The sequence below is a fragment of the Roseburia sp. AF02-12 genome (assembly GCF_003461765.1).
Lineage (GTDB): Bacteria > Bacillota > Clostridia > Lachnospirales > Lachnospiraceae > Roseburia_C > Roseburia_C amylophila.
Genome location: NZ_QTXS01000001.1, coordinates 664470 through 677256 on the forward strand (window position 1 = coordinate 664470; position 12787 = coordinate 677256).

At 40.5% G+C, this 12787-nt stretch carries 16 protein-coding genes; 2 read left to right on the forward strand and 14 right to left on the reverse strand.

Annotated features, from left to right (window positions below):
- Positions 1-12 precede the first annotated feature (12 nt).
- From DV740_RS03170 to DV740_RS14725, 4 genes are all read right to left on the reverse strand, one after another.
- Positions 13-1983: a YgiQ family radical SAM protein gene (locus DV740_RS03170; protein ID WP_118087459.1), complete on the reverse strand. Its 1971-nt coding sequence runs from the start codon at positions 1981-1983 to the stop codon at positions 13-15.
- Positions 1984-1987: 4 nt separating this feature from the next.
- The gene (locus DV740_RS03175; RefSeq protein ID WP_118087460.1) at positions 1988-2704 is read right to left on the reverse strand and encodes a pseudouridine synthase; all 717 of its coding nucleotides are present in this window, start codon (positions 2702-2704) and stop codon (positions 1988-1990) included.
- A gap of 98 nt (positions 2705-2802) precedes the next feature.
- The gene (locus DV740_RS03180) at positions 2803-3657 is read right to left on the reverse strand and encodes a M23 family metallopeptidase (RefSeq protein WP_242994201.1); all 855 of its coding nucleotides are present in this window, start codon (positions 3655-3657) and stop codon (positions 2803-2805) included.
- A gap of 108 nt (positions 3658-3765) precedes the next feature.
- Positions 3766-3903 (reverse strand): hypothetical protein, encoded by a 138-nt coding sequence (locus DV740_RS14725; protein ID WP_158561496.1) that lies wholly within the window; start codon positions 3901-3903, stop codon positions 3766-3768.
- On the opposite strand from DV740_RS14725, the gene DV740_RS03185 reads away from it, so the two are divergent.
- The gene (locus tag DV740_RS03185; RefSeq protein ID WP_330415617.1) at positions 3858-4613 is read left to right on the forward strand and encodes a hypothetical protein; all 756 of its coding nucleotides are present in this window, start codon (positions 3858-3860) and stop codon (positions 4611-4613) included. The genes DV740_RS14725 and DV740_RS03185 overlap by 46 nt on opposite strands.
- Before the next feature lie 7 nt (positions 4614-4620).
- Here the strand turns inward: DV740_RS03185 and DV740_RS03190 are convergent, their stop codons facing one another.
- The 10 genes from DV740_RS03190 to DV740_RS03235 all read right to left on the reverse strand — a co-directional run bounded on the left by DV740_RS03190 (position 4621) and on the right by DV740_RS03235 (position 10847).
- On the reverse strand, positions 4621-5250 hold the full coding sequence (locus DV740_RS03190; RefSeq protein WP_117946972.1) for an ATPase: 630 nt from the start codon (positions 5248-5250) through the stop codon (positions 4621-4623).
- Between the two features lie 12 nt (positions 5251-5262).
- Positions 5263-5748, reverse strand: a complete 486-nt coding sequence (gene coaD / locus DV740_RS03195; RefSeq protein WP_022243856.1) for a pantetheine-phosphate adenylyltransferase — start codon at positions 5746-5748, stop codon at positions 5263-5265.
- Between the two features lie 6 nt (positions 5749-5754).
- Positions 5755-6309: a 16S rRNA (guanine(966)-N(2))-methyltransferase RsmD gene (gene rsmD, locus DV740_RS03200; RefSeq protein WP_118087461.1), complete on the reverse strand. Its 555-nt coding sequence runs from the start codon at positions 6307-6309 to the stop codon at positions 5755-5757.
- Positions 6309-6803, reverse strand: a complete 495-nt coding sequence (locus tag DV740_RS03205; RefSeq protein ID WP_118057480.1) for a CinA family protein — start codon at positions 6801-6803, stop codon at positions 6309-6311. The genes rsmD and DV740_RS03205 overlap by 1 nt, the downstream gene beginning before the upstream one ends.
- 11 nt (positions 6804-6814) lie before the next feature.
- On the reverse strand, positions 6815-7357 hold the full coding sequence (gene pgsA, locus DV740_RS03210) for a CDP-diacylglycerol--glycerol-3-phosphate 3-phosphatidyltransferase (protein ID WP_022243859.1): 543 nt from the start codon (positions 7355-7357) through the stop codon (positions 6815-6817).
- Positions 7354-8676, reverse strand: coding sequence for a 30S ribosomal protein S12 methylthiotransferase RimO (rimO, locus tag DV740_RS03215; protein ID WP_118057481.1), 1323 nt, complete (start codon positions 8674-8676; stop codon positions 7354-7356). Before rimO ends, pgsA begins: the two co-directional genes overlap by 4 nt.
- Before the next feature lie 89 nt (positions 8677-8765).
- The gene (gene rpoZ / locus DV740_RS03220; RefSeq protein WP_022243861.1) at positions 8766-9020 is read right to left on the reverse strand and encodes a DNA-directed RNA polymerase subunit omega; all 255 of its coding nucleotides are present in this window, start codon (positions 9018-9020) and stop codon (positions 8766-8768) included.
- Between the two features lie 3 nt (positions 9021-9023).
- A complete protein-coding gene (gene gmk / locus DV740_RS03225; RefSeq protein WP_117946976.1) occupies positions 9024-9659 on the reverse strand; it encodes a guanylate kinase in 636 nt (211 codons plus the stop codon).
- Positions 9660-9662: 3 nt separating this feature from the next.
- Positions 9663-9926, reverse strand: a complete 264-nt coding sequence (locus tag DV740_RS03230) for a DUF370 domain-containing protein (protein WP_117698639.1) — start codon at positions 9924-9926, stop codon at positions 9663-9665.
- 42 nt (positions 9927-9968) lie between these two features.
- Positions 9969-10847 (reverse strand): YicC/YloC family endoribonuclease, encoded by an 879-nt coding sequence (locus DV740_RS03235; protein ID WP_117698640.1) that lies wholly within the window; start codon positions 10845-10847, stop codon positions 9969-9971.
- 151 nt (positions 10848-10998) lie between these two features.
- On the opposite strand from DV740_RS03235, the gene DV740_RS03240 reads away from it, so the two are divergent.
- The gene (locus DV740_RS03240) at positions 10999-12750 is read left to right on the forward strand and encodes an Rqc2 family fibronectin-binding protein (RefSeq protein WP_118087462.1); all 1752 of its coding nucleotides are present in this window, start codon (positions 10999-11001) and stop codon (positions 12748-12750) included.
- Positions 12751-12787 lie beyond the last annotated feature (37 nt).

The following is a 12787-nucleotide window of genomic DNA, read 5'->3' on the forward strand; positions in this document are numbered from 1 at the left end:
AACATATCCTTACTATTTCTTTTTATGAACGGTTCGAATTGTATGCTTCTTCTTCGTATTCTGACTGGAAGTCTTTCCCGAAAATTTTTCTGTATTTCTGGAATTTCCAGTTTTATACTTTGTCTGATTTTGATTCAGTGTCCGCTTCGTCTTTTTCTTATCCGAAAATGCTTCTTCTTTGGCAAGCTTTCTTGGACGGATGAGGCAATGGGCATCAAAGCCGATTAAATCCGTCCGGTTCGTCTTAACTAACGCTTCATGCACCAAATCATAATTTTCCGGATTACGATACTGTATCAGTGCACGCTGCATGGCTTTCTCATGCGGATTGGTTGCTACATATACCGGCTCCATGGTCCGCGGATCTAAACCGGTATAGTACATACAGGTCGATATGGTGGATGGGGTCGGATAGAAATCCTGTACCTGCTGAGGCATATAACCTAAATCTCTTAAATACTCAGCCAAATCTACTGCCTCCTGCAGGGTCGAACCCGGATGGGAGGACATCAGATATGGTACCAGATACTGTTTTAATCCTAACCGTTCATTCATATCATGATACTTGCGGACAAATTCATTATAAACGGAAACCGGAGGTTTTCCCATTTTCTGTAATACCGGGTCTGAAATATGCTCCGGCGCCACCTTTAGCTGTCCGCTGACATGATATTTACAAAGTTCTTCCAGAAAATTATTTTTCGTATCACATAAAAGATAGTCAAATCGGATACCGGAACGGACAAATACTTTTTTCACGCCTTTGATATTCCGTAATTTACGAAGAAGACTGATATAATCACTATGGTCAGCAACAAGATTTTTACATGGTGTCGGGAACAGACATTGCCGGTTCTTGCAAACTCCCTTTGTGAGCTGCTTCGTACATGCCGGTGCCCTGAAATTAGCAGTCGGACCACCTACATCATGGATATATCCTTTAAAATCCTTATCCTGTGTCATCTTCTTTGCTTCTGCAAGAATGGATTCATGACTTCTGGTCTGAATAATTCTGCCCTGATGAAAAGTTAAGGCACAGAAGCTGCAGCCACCAAAGCAGCCACGGTTACTGACCAGGGAAAATTTTACTTCTTCGATAGCCGGTACACCACCATCCTTTTCATAGATTGGATGATAGGTTCTCATATATGGCAGTGCGTAGATATCATCCATTTCCATCTGGGTCAATGGCTTTGCCGGTGGATTCTGTACGACAAACATTTTCTCATCATAGGTTTCATAAATTCTTCTTGCCGTAAAAGGGTCTGTATTCTGATACTGAAGGTAAAAGCTCTTGGCATACGCTGTCTTGTCCTCTTTGATTTTATTAAAAGACGGCAATTCCAAGGCATCATAAATATCTTCTTTATTTCGGGTCTTAAAAACAGTTCCATCGATATAAGTAATATCCTTTACCGCAAGACCGGAAGCTAACGCATCTGCAATTTCAACAATGCTGTGCTCGCCCATTCCATAAGAAATCAAATCAGCACCGGAGTCCAGAAGAATGGAACGTTTTACCTTATTAGACCAGTAATCATAATGCCCAAGTCTTCTAAGACTTGCTTCAATACCGCCGATAATGATTGGATTATGTTTATAGGTCTGACGGATCAGATTGCAGTAACTTACCACTGCATAATCCGGGCGTTTTCCCATAACACCACCCGGTGAAAATGCATCATGGGCACGTCTCTTTTTCGATACAGAATAATGGTTTACCATGGAATCCATATTCCCACCGGAAACGAAAAAGCCAAGCCGTGGCTCGCCCAATATGGTTACGCTTTCCTTGTCACGATAATCCGGCTGTGCAATGATACCCACGGTATAACCATGTGCCTGCAATATTCTGCTGATAATAGCATGTCCAAAGGAAGGATGGTCTACATATGCATCTCCGCATACATAGACGAAATCCAACTGCTTTATCCCTGCTTCTTCCATGTCTTTTCTTGAAATTGGTAAAAAACCGTTCTGCATCTTCTTATCCTTCCTTTAATGCCTGTAATTCTGACTCTGTCAACGGACGATACGCTCCTGTTGCCAGAGTTTCATCCAGCTTTAAGCTTCCCATGGAAAGCCGTTTTAAATAAATGACTTTTTTTCCTGTTTTTTCAAACATCCGCTTAATCTGATGATATTTTCCTTCGATAATAGTAACTTCAATTTCTGATTCTGAATCACTTTTTAAAATCACAAGTTCAGCAGGCTTTGTGAGGTTTTTCTCTCCGATATCAAGACCCTTCCGAAAAGCCGCAACATCTTCAGCAGTCACTTTTCCTTCTATTCTGGCATAATAAGTTTTTGCCACATGTTTCTTCGGAGATAAAAGCTCATGAGCCAACGCACCGTCATTGGTGATAAGGAGCAGCCCTTCCGTATCCTTATCCAGTCTGCCTACCGGAAACAAATCTTTTCTTACAGCATCTTCTATGAAAGAAACTACAGTTGGAAAATGCTTATCTTCCGTGGCACTGACACAGCCGGCAGGCTTATTTAGCATATAATATTCCCACTGGGAATAATTAACCTTTTCGCCTTCGAGGTTAACAATATCCTTTTCCGGTGAAATCTTATATTCCGGACGTTTGATGACTTCTCCATTTACGGTAACACGTCCCTTGGAAATATATGTTTTCACCTGGCTTCTGCTTCCCTTGCCCATTTCTGTTAAAAATTTATCTAATCTCAAATCTTTCATTCTGATACGTTCCTTTACTACTCTGATTTGGCAGACACCGCGATAACTCGAGAAGCTCGCAAAGTGTGTTTCTTATAATTCAAATCCTAATTTAAATCTTAATATTGATAATGTAATATTTTCTTCTCCTGATAGAGATATTGCAGGACGGAATAGGAATTTACACTAAACTCCTGTTTATTTTCATCATTTAAATAAATTCCAAAATGAAGATGCACATCAAAATTACCGGCGGTTCCTTCTGTCTTAGAATATCCGGTATCTCCCATAAATGCAATCAGCTCTCCGGCATGAACCTCGTCTCCGATGGAAAGTCCCTCTGCATAATCCGACAGATGTGCATAGTAGAAATATGCTCCATGAGGACTCCGGATTCCGATACGGTAACCCCCAAGTTCCAGCCAGCCCATCTGCTCTATGGTTCCATCGCAGACACTGATTACCGGGTAATTTCCCCGCTCATTGATATCTGCCATAATATCACAGCCTTCATGTCCTCTGTCTCCACCATAAGTACGGCTCTGCATCCAGGTGTCTCCAAAAGTTACTTTTTTCTCTTCGTCCCAGATGGTATCCGGAACCGGGAAATAGACAATGTCAGACCAGATACTGTCTAAATAGGCTTCCTGCTTTTCAATTTCTTCTTTATGAAAATGCAGCAATCTTTTGTATACATCTTTCAGCTCGTTTTTTTCTGTTAAATCTGAAGCATAATATGCCAGAAGATAGCGGGTAAATGTCATATCGTCCTGAGCCTCACCATCTTCAGACTCATATTCCCTGAATTTTAACACTGTTTCCGGAGAGACTTCCTGATTCCGAAGTTTCTGGAAGAACTCCTGTTGTTCAAATGCTATATAAAAGGCTGCCCGCTTTTGAATCTGCTGTAACAGGCTGCAGTCTATGACAACCAGCAAAAAAAAGAGAATAATGACACAAATTTTCTTCTTCATAATAATTCGCATAAAAGTTATTTTATACAATATATTGAACTATGAAAAAAACTATTTCTCTTCTGATTCTTTTTTTGTGCTTAATATTATTATTTTTGCATCCCATGCTTACGGTATCTGCCGCAGCAAATGGCCTAATGCTCTGGTACCAGAATATTCTGCCTGCATTGCTTCCTTTTGCCATTCTATCCAATATTCTGATTTCATCCGGGGTTTTTTATCATATTTCAGGAATCCTCTATCCATTCATCCATCTCCTGATTCCCTGCAGCAGAAATGCCTGTTTTCCACTTCTGTCAGGATTTCTATTTGGTTTTCCTATGGGAAGCCGTATCTGTGCCCAAATGTTAGAGGAAAATCAATTATCAAAGGAAGAAGCAACCATTCTCTTTGCAATCTGTAACAATATCAGTCCTATGTTTATTGCAAGCTATATTGTTCATGACACGCTTCGGCAGGACAGTCTTTTATTGCCAACATTTGGGATTCTCTATCTGCCGCCCCTGATTCTCTGCCGCATTCTTTATGCCCTTCAACGAAAAAGTCTAACGCAAAAAGAAACGGCACCACGATTAAAATTAAACTTTTCAATCATAGATGCCGGTATCATGAACGGTTTTGAAATTCTTTGTAAACTCGGTGGATATATCATGCTCTTTTCTATTCTGTTAGAACAGATTACCTTTTATGTGCCACAAAAGCTCTTACAATTACCACTTTGTATTCCATTGGAAGTTACTAATGGAATCCGGCAGATTTCTGAAGAAGCTTTCTCGCCGCAGCTTGATTATGCGTTGATTTTAAGTCTTACCGCTTTTGGCGGATTATGTGGCTTCGCCCAGACCTATTCCATGGTTGCATGCCAGAAGCTCTCCATGAAATATTATCTGCTGGTCCGAATCAGTCTTGCATTCTGTGCTTTCCTTCTGGGGTACATGATATATCCGGCAGGATAAATATATATTACTCTTCCGGAGTCTCATTTGCCGGAGCTTCCTGTGTGGCAGGCTCTGCTGTTGTTTCCTGTTTTGCCTGTCCGGAAGAAGCATCTTCTTCCTCTGGAAGCAGTTCATTCCGGTTTGCCGTCACAACATCCAGACAGCCCTGAAGGGTGTGAATCAGATTATCATATCTTGCCTGTGAACCTTCAATGGCATGACTTAAAATTTCTTCAATATTCTTAAGACTGCTGTCCGTATACTGAATTGCACCCATACGGATATTATTGGCATCATTGGTTGCTTTATCAAGAATCTCCTGTGCCTGCTTGGTAGCAATCATAACAACCTCATTTGCCTGGGCATAAGCCTGTTGCATAATCTGGTGTTCACTGACAAGCTCGCTGGTCTGTACCTGTGCCTGAGCAATGATGGCATCTGCTTTTGCCTGGGCATCTGCCAGAATAGCTTCTTTGTTGCTGATAATCTTCTGATAACGCTTGATTTCTTCCGGCGTTTTCATTTTTAATTCCGTCAGAAGTTCTTCTAACTCATCCTTATTAACAACAATTTTCGTACTGGATAATGGCTGATATTTGCAATTATCAATATATTCTTCGATTTCTTCTATGATTTGTTCCATTCTGCTACTCATCGTCCACACTCCTTATTTTTTGATATTATATTTATCATAAATCCGCTCTATAAACTGTGGTGGGACAAAATGCGAAATATCGCCACCATAAGAAGCATATTCCTTTACAATTGTAGAGCTGAGATAGGAATATTTTACATTCGTTGTAAGAAATACCGTATCTATCTTTGGATTTACACGATGGTTCGACTGTGCAATCTGAAGTTCATATTCAAAGTCCGTTACCGCACGCAATCCTCTGACGATAATGGTTGCATCAATTTTTTCCATAAAGTCAACTAAAAGACCATCAAAAGAAGCAACTGTTACATTCGGCATATCTTTTGTTATCTCTTTTAACATACTAACACGTTCATCTAAAGAAAACAACGAGTTTTTTGCACTGTTATTTAAAACTCCCACAACCAGCTCGTCCACTATTTTCGAAGCACGTTCAATCATGTCAACATGACCATTTGTGACCGGGTCAAAGCTGCCCGGATAGATTGCTTTTTTCATCATAGGTTATTCCTTTCTGGATATAAAGGCATGTAAATTTGTCTTATATTTTTTGCATTTATCAAGTGTAAAACCAAGCTCATCAAGATACTCAAAACCGGTCTTTAGGGACGCTTCTACAATAATCACCGTACTTTCATCTACCAGGGACGATTTAGAAAGCAGCATCAGCACATCCTTTTCCAGCTCCTGATTGTAAGGCGGATCCATGAAAATAATCTGGAATGCCCCTTTCCCTTCCAGACTCCGGATAGCTGCCATGACGTCCATCTGCAGCAAACGGCACTGGTCATTAAATCTGGTAAAGTTAATATTATCCTGTATACACGCAGCTGCTTTTTTCCCACTCTCCACAAAAACAGTTTCTTTCGCTCCACGGCTGACAGCTTCCAATCCAATCTGTCCGCTCCCTGCAAACAAATCTAAGAACCGGCAGTCTGCAATCTCGTATTGCAGCATATTAAAAAGCGTTTCCTTAATACGGTCTGTTGTCGGTCTTGTGTCTATTCCTTCAATTGTTTTCAATGGAAGGCTTCTTCCTTTTCCGGCTATTATTCTCATTAAAATCCCTCTTTTATCAGTAAATCATCCAGTTCCTGCAATGCCGTCTCCACCGCATGCATACGCACTTCACTACGGTCTCCGGGAAATACATAACGTATAACTTTCACAAAATCATTTATTTTATAACCAATGTATACCAGTCCTACCGGGAACTTTTCACTTCCACCGCCGGGACCTGCAATACCGGTTACTGAGATTCCGACATTCGTACCGGCAACTTTTGTTACGCCACGAACCATTTCTTCTGCTACTTCTTTACTTACTGCAGTGTGTTTCTGCAAGGTCTCTTCCGATACACCTAGTACTTTATGCTTTACCGCATCCGAGTAAGTGATATAAGATTCTTCCAGCACATCCGAAGCACCCGGCACATTAATCAAAGTTGCGGCTACAAGTCCTCCGGTACAGGATTCTGCGGTAGCAATGGATAAATGATTCTCCGTCAGCCGTTTTACAATTTTATCTTCCAGATTTTCCTGTCTTTTTTCCATGGGAATCCTCTTTATTTCTGTTCTTTTAAAACAGCTCTGTTTTTCCAGAGATAATCAATTAGAGATACAACCGTTAATACCAGTGCAATATAAGTAAGTACGGTTCCTAATAACTGGAAGTAACAGTTATCAAAATTAAGAATCAATACAATGACCATAAGCATCTGGAATGTGGTCTTAAATTTGCCCCAGTAGCTGGCTGCAATTACAACGCCGTTATCAGCTGCTACCAGACGGAAACCACTGATGATAAACTCACGGCTGATAATTACGATTACAATCCAGGCTGCAAGCTGTCCGGTTTCAATCAGGCAGATCATTGCGGCACATACCAGCAGTTTATCCGCAAGCGGGTCCATAAATTTGCCGAAATCTGTCACAAGATTATACTTTCTTGCAATCTTCCCATCCAAAAGGTCTGTAAGACTTGCTACAATAAAGATTGCTACAGCAATATAATTTGCATAACCCGGACAAATCGGTGCCAACATAAACACTACAAAAAACGGAATCAAAATTACTCTGAAAATTGTTAATTTGTTTGGTAAATTCATGCTAATTCTCCTATCAAATCATATTCATAAGCTCCGGTTACTTTCACTTTGGCAAAGTCTCCGGTCATTAAGGTTTCCTCTGTATTTACAAAAATATATCCGTCAATAGATGGTGCATCACGGTAGGTTCTTCCTACATAAGCATTCTCATCTGCAACTTTTCCTTCGATAAAAGCGTAAAGTTCACGGTCAGCCATATCTTCATTTTTCTCAAAAATAATTTCTTCCTGAAGCTCCATGACTTCCTGTTGCCACAGCTTCTTCGTCTCTTCCGGAATCTGATTTTCCATCTCAGCTGCTTTCGTTCCTTCTTCCGGAGAATAGGTAAATGCACCCAGACGGTCAAATTTCATTTCCTGTACGAATTCCAACAGCTCTTTATGCTGCTCTTCTGTCTCTCCCGGGAAGCCACAGATCAAAGTGGTCCGGAGCGTAATATCCGGAATTTCTTCCCGCAGATGATGAATAATACGAACAAGGTCATCCTTATTGGTCTTTCTTCCCATTCTCTTTAATACGTCTGAATTTGCATGCTGAATCGGAATATCCAGATAATGGCAGACTTTATCATTTCGTTTGATTGCTTCAATCAGTTCATCATCAATTTCTTCCGGATAACAGTAAAGAATACGAATCCAGTACAATCCCGGAATCTTATTTAATTCATCTAAAAGCCGGTGCAGGGATTTTTTTCCATAGAGGTCAATTCCGTAAAGCGTGGTCTCCTGGGCTACCAGAATCAGTTCCTTTACTCCGCCCGCTACCAGTTCTCTGGCTGTTGCTATCAGTTCTTCAATCGGTATACTGCGGTAGTTTCCTCTGATATATGGAATGATGCAGTAAGTACAGCGCTTGTTACAGCCTTCTGCAATTTTTAAATGGGCATAATGTCCGCCGGTGGTAACACATCGTTTGGTATGCAAGGTTGGAAGCCCTTCCAGCGAATTTAAATTGGTATAATGTTTTCCTGCCATAACCTCTTTCACAGCAGAAACAATATTATCATAGGAATTAGTTCCAAGAATTGCATCTACTTCCGGTATTTCTTCCTCAATCTCATTCCGGTAACGCTGGGCAAGGCACCCGGTTACAATCAATGCCTTTGCATGTCCGGTTTTCTTATATTCTGCCATTTCAAGTATTGTGTTAATACTCTCTTCTTTGGCATCATTGATAAAACAACAGGTATTAATTACTATCACATCTGCCTGCGTTTCATCATCAATAATGGTATATCCGGCATCACGGATCATACCAAGCATATATTCTGAATCTACCAGATTCTTATCACAACCCAGTGATACAAAGAAAATATTCATTCATTCCTCCGTAACAGGAAAAAGTCCTGTATATATTTTTCTCTTACATGATGAAAGGGTTACCAAACCATGTTGGCAACCCCGCTATGCTACTCGTTATCTTCTGAAACAGCATCTTCTCCCATGATTTTTACCTTTCCGGTATAAAGCTCTTCTACTGCGATAGAAAGTGGTTTCTTTCCTTTGGCATTTTCAACCAATGGTTCATCTCCACCGATAATCTGTCTTGCTCTCTTTGCAGTAGCAATTACAATAGAATATCTGCTGTTTACGACCGGTTCTTCTCCGATTTCAACGTCGTTATTTACGACCTTCATTAACTCAACATAAGATGGATGTATCATAATTTATTCTCCTTTCGAAAAGCACTTCAGCTCTTCTCTGATTTTATTGATGAAATTTATATTACGTGATGCACAATCATGCTCGTTCTCAATGATGCTATGGATATTCTCCACACATGCAGGGACGGTATCGTTCACCACAATGTAATCATACTGATTCATAAACTCTGCTTCCTGGGATGCTCTGTTTAATCTTGCATTGATGGTTGCCATATCTTCAGTTCCACGGTTCACCAGGCGGTTCTTTAATTCATCCGCATCCGGTGGTGTTACAAAGATTAAGATGGTGTCCGGAAAACGTTTCTTTACGTCAAGTGCTCCCTGAATCTCTATCTCAAGAATTACATCTTTTCCAGCCTCTAACTGTTCATCTACATAGGCTTTTGGTGTACCATAATAATTTCCCACATAACAGGCATGCTCAATTAACGCATTGTCTGCTATCATCTGTTCAAATTCTTCTCTGGTACGAAAGAAATAATCAACACCATCCACTTCTCCGGGTCTCGGATTTCTCGTGGTAGCTGAAACAGATAATGCATATGTATCCTTGTACTCCGCCATCAGAGCTTTCATCACAGTGCCTTTTCCGGCACCGGAGAAACCGGATACTACGGTTAATATACCTTTTCTTTTCATTTACTATTCCTCACTCAGTTTATTTCCACTAATCTCGTTAAATCTGCCAGTCAGTGTATCCGGCTGTAATGCAGAAAGAACGATATATCCGGCATTTGTAATAATCACTGCACGGGTACGTCTTCCCTGGGTTGCATCCACCACGCACTCTTCTTCTTTGGCTTTCTGAATCATGCGCTTGGCAGGTGCAGAATCCGGCTGAATCACAGCAACAATCTTATCTGTATTTACTACATTTCCAAATCCAATATTCATAAGTGCTGCCATTTTTCACCATTCCATTCTTACTACAGGGTTTACGGAAATCATTTATTCAATATTCTGAATCTGTTCGCGGACTTTTTCAATATCCGTTTTCAGATTAATACCGGTATCTGAAATTGCAAGATCACTTGCCTTGGAAAGAATCGTATTTGCTTCCCGGTTCATCTCCTGGGCAATGAAGTCAAGCTTCCTTCCAACGGTTCCACCGCCTGTTAAAGCAGCTTTCATCGCTTCAATATGGCTCTTTAAGCGGACAGTTTCTTCATCCACACATATTTTATCAGCAAATATTGTAACCTCCGTTGCAATTCTTGCATCATCCATCTGCTTATCTTCTAAAATTTCTTTTACCTTGGTTTCTAATCGCTCACGGTATTCTTTCATAACGATTGGAGAACGTTCTTCGATAAAGTCCACATAGCCAATCATTTCATCTAATTTATTCAGAAGGTCAGTTTTTAAATTCTCGCCTTCTTTTTCTCTGGTTTCAACAAATGCCTCACATGCATTACGCAATGTCTTCTCAAGAAGTGCCCAAAGTTCTTCTTCGTCATTATCCTGTTCTTCCATTATAAAAACATCCGGATAACGTGACAATGTGCTGACACGGATATCATTTTCCAGCTGGAAATGCTCTGCCATCTGCTGTAAATATTTTAAATATTCGCCAGCAAGTTCTTCGTTGTATTTCAGTGAGAAGTTGGCTTCGTTGAAATCTTCACAGGTAATGAAGATATCTACTTTTCCACGCTGTATGTATTCTTTGATTAAGTTACGCACGGCACTTTCAAAGAAACTTAATTTTTTAGGAAGCTTAACATTTACATCCAGATAGCGGTGATTTACTGATTTAATCTCTACCGTTATCTTACGGTTGTCTTCCTCTATCTCACACCTGCCGAAGCCGGTCATACTTTTAATCATAGCTGCCTCCTAATGCATAGATATATGTATTATAGTAGAATTTTCTTTATTAGTCAAATTCAAAATGCCGTATTTATTGAAATTTTAGAAAGATTTCTTTATAATAAAATCCTGTAAAAGAATCTATTCTTTCCAAAGGAGGTCATATTATATGGCGCTAGACGGAATTACCGTAGCTGCACTTACTGCAGAATTAAATCAGACAATTTTAAATGGACGAATCAGCAAAATAGCCCAGCCTGAGGCGGACGAGCTGCTGCTTACCATAAAGGCACCATCCGGCCAGTACCGGCTTTCTTTAAGCGCCAGTGCTTCCCTGCCTTATATCTATCTTACAGCTCAGAATAAAGTCAGTCCCATGACTGCACCGAATTTCTGCATGGTATTACGAAAACATATTGCCAACGGCCGGATTATTGCCATCAGTCAGCCCGGATTAGAACGAATCATCCGGATTACGGTCGAGCATTTGGATGAAATGGGTGACCTGAAAAAGAAAAACCTGATTATAGAATTAATGGGGAAATACAGCAATATTATTTTCTGTGATGAAAACGAACGCATCATTGACAGCATCAAACGGGTTCCATCCCAGATGAGTTCCGTCCGTGAAGTTCTGCCGGGAAGAGAATATTTTATCCCGGAGACCCAGGACAAGCGGAATCCCCTTGACTGTTCCTATGAACAGTTCTGTGAAAAAGCGTCTTCTCTTCCACTGCCACTTGCCAAAGCACTTACTTCTGCTTTTACCGGAATCAGTGGACAGGTTGCAGCAGAAATCTGTTACCGTGCTTCTTTAGATGCAGATACACCGATTAATACCTTAGAAGAAGACGCACTGCTGCACCTTTATCATAATTTCAGCTGGCTGATGGAGGATGTCGGAAACGCCAACTTCAAGCCATGTATTCTTTATAAAGGAGAAGAACCGGCAGAATATGCTGCCATCTTACCAACCCGCTATGAACATACGGAAGGCTATCACATTGAACCGGCAGATTCTATTTCCGCCGTATTAGAACAATTTTATGCCAGCCGCAGCCTCTACACCCGTATGCGTCAGAAATCTGTGGATTTGCGTAAAATTGTATCCACTCACTTAGAGCGAAGCAGTAAAAAACTGGATTTACAGTTAAAACAGTTAAAAGATACGGAAAAACGTGATAAATTTAAAGTATACGGCGAATTATTAAATACCTACGGCTATCAGGTTACCGAAGGAGCCAAATCAGTAGAGGTGCCAAATTACTATACCGGTGAAATGCTTACCATTCCTCTGGATGAAACACTTTCTCCACTGGACAATGCAAAAAAATATTTTGCCCGGTACAATAAATTAAAGCGTACCTTTGAAGCATTAAATACCCAGACCGAAGAAACCAGGACAGAAATAGCACACTTACAGACCATTCAGGCTGCGCTTGCCATTGCAGAATCCGAAGATGACCTTGCCCAGATCCGGGACGAGCTGGAAACCTATGGCTATATCCGCAGGAAAATGAATGGCAAAAAGAAACAGAAATCGAAAAGTAAGCCATTCCATTATCGTTCCAGCGATGGCTTTGATATTTATGTTGGAAAAAACAATTTCCAGAATGACGAACTTACTTTTAAGGTTGCCAATGGAAATGACTGGTGGTTCCACGCCAAAGGAATGCCCGGCTCCCATGTTATTGTAAAAACCGAAGGTAGAGAACTGCCTGATCGAACTTTCGAAGAGGCCGGCAGACTGGCAGGCTACTATTCTTCCGGCCGGGATAACGAAAAAATTGAAATCGATTATTTACAGCGTAAAAATGTAAAAAAACCAAACGGTGCTGTTGCCGGTTATGTCATTTACTATACGAATTATTCCCTGACAATTCACCCGGACATTTCCGGCATCGAAAAAATTTCAGAATAATTTAGTCACACATTTTTACTTCTTCCATATTATGAAG

Bases quoted from the DNA above. Each gene is read 5' to 3' on its own strand.
- DV740_RS03230 (WP_117698639.1), bottom strand. From the start codon at position 9,926: ATGGCAGCACTTATGAATATTGGATTTGGAAATGTAGTAAATACAGAT.
- DV740_RS03170 (WP_118087459.1), bottom strand. From the start codon at position 1,983: ATGCAGAACGGTTTTTTACCAATTTCAAGAAAAGACATGGAAGAAGCA.
- pgsA (WP_022243859.1), bottom strand. From the start codon at position 7,357: ATGAATTTACCAAACAAATTAACAATTTTCAGAGTAATTTTGATTCCG.
- rsmD (WP_118087461.1), bottom strand. From the start codon at position 6,309: ATGAGAATAATAGCCGGAAAAGGAAGAAGCCTTCCATTGAAAACAATT.
- DV740_RS14725 (WP_158561496.1), bottom strand. From the start codon at position 3,903: ATGGATAGAGGATTCCTGAAATATGATAAAAAACCCCGGATGAAATCA.
- gmk (WP_117946976.1), bottom strand. From the start codon at position 9,659: ATGAAAAGAAAAGGTATATTAACCGTAGTATCCGGTTTCTCCGGTGCC.
- rpoZ (WP_022243861.1), bottom strand. From the start codon at position 9,020: ATGATACATCCATCTTATGTTGAGTTAATGAAGGTCGTAAATAACGAC.
- DV740_RS03240 (WP_118087462.1), top strand. From the start codon at position 10,999: ATGGCGCTAGACGGAATTACCGTAGCTGCACTTACTGCAGAATTAAAT.
- rimO (WP_118057481.1), bottom strand. From the start codon at position 8,676: ATGAATATTTTCTTTGTATCACTGGGTTGTGATAAGAATCTGGTAGAT.
- DV740_RS03175 (WP_118087460.1), bottom strand. From the start codon at position 2,704: ATGAAAGATTTGAGATTAGATAAATTTTTAACAGAAATGGGCAAGGGA.
- coaD (WP_022243856.1), bottom strand. From the start codon at position 5,748: ATGAAAAAAGCAATCTATCCGGGCAGCTTTGACCCGGTCACAAATGGT.
- DV740_RS03180 (WP_242994201.1), bottom strand. From the start codon at position 3,657: ATGAAGAAGAAAATTTGTGTCATTATTCTCTTTTTTTTGCTGGTTGTC.
- DV740_RS03235 (WP_117698640.1), bottom strand. From the start codon at position 10,847: ATGATTAAAAGTATGACCGGCTTCGGCAGGTGTGAGATAGAGGAAGAC.
- DV740_RS03190 (WP_117946972.1), bottom strand. From the start codon at position 5,250: ATGAGTAGCAGAATGGAACAAATCATAGAAGAAATCGAAGAATATATT.
- DV740_RS03205 (WP_118057480.1), bottom strand. From the start codon at position 6,803: ATGGAAAAAAGACAGGAAAATCTGGAAGATAAAATTGTAAAACGGCTG.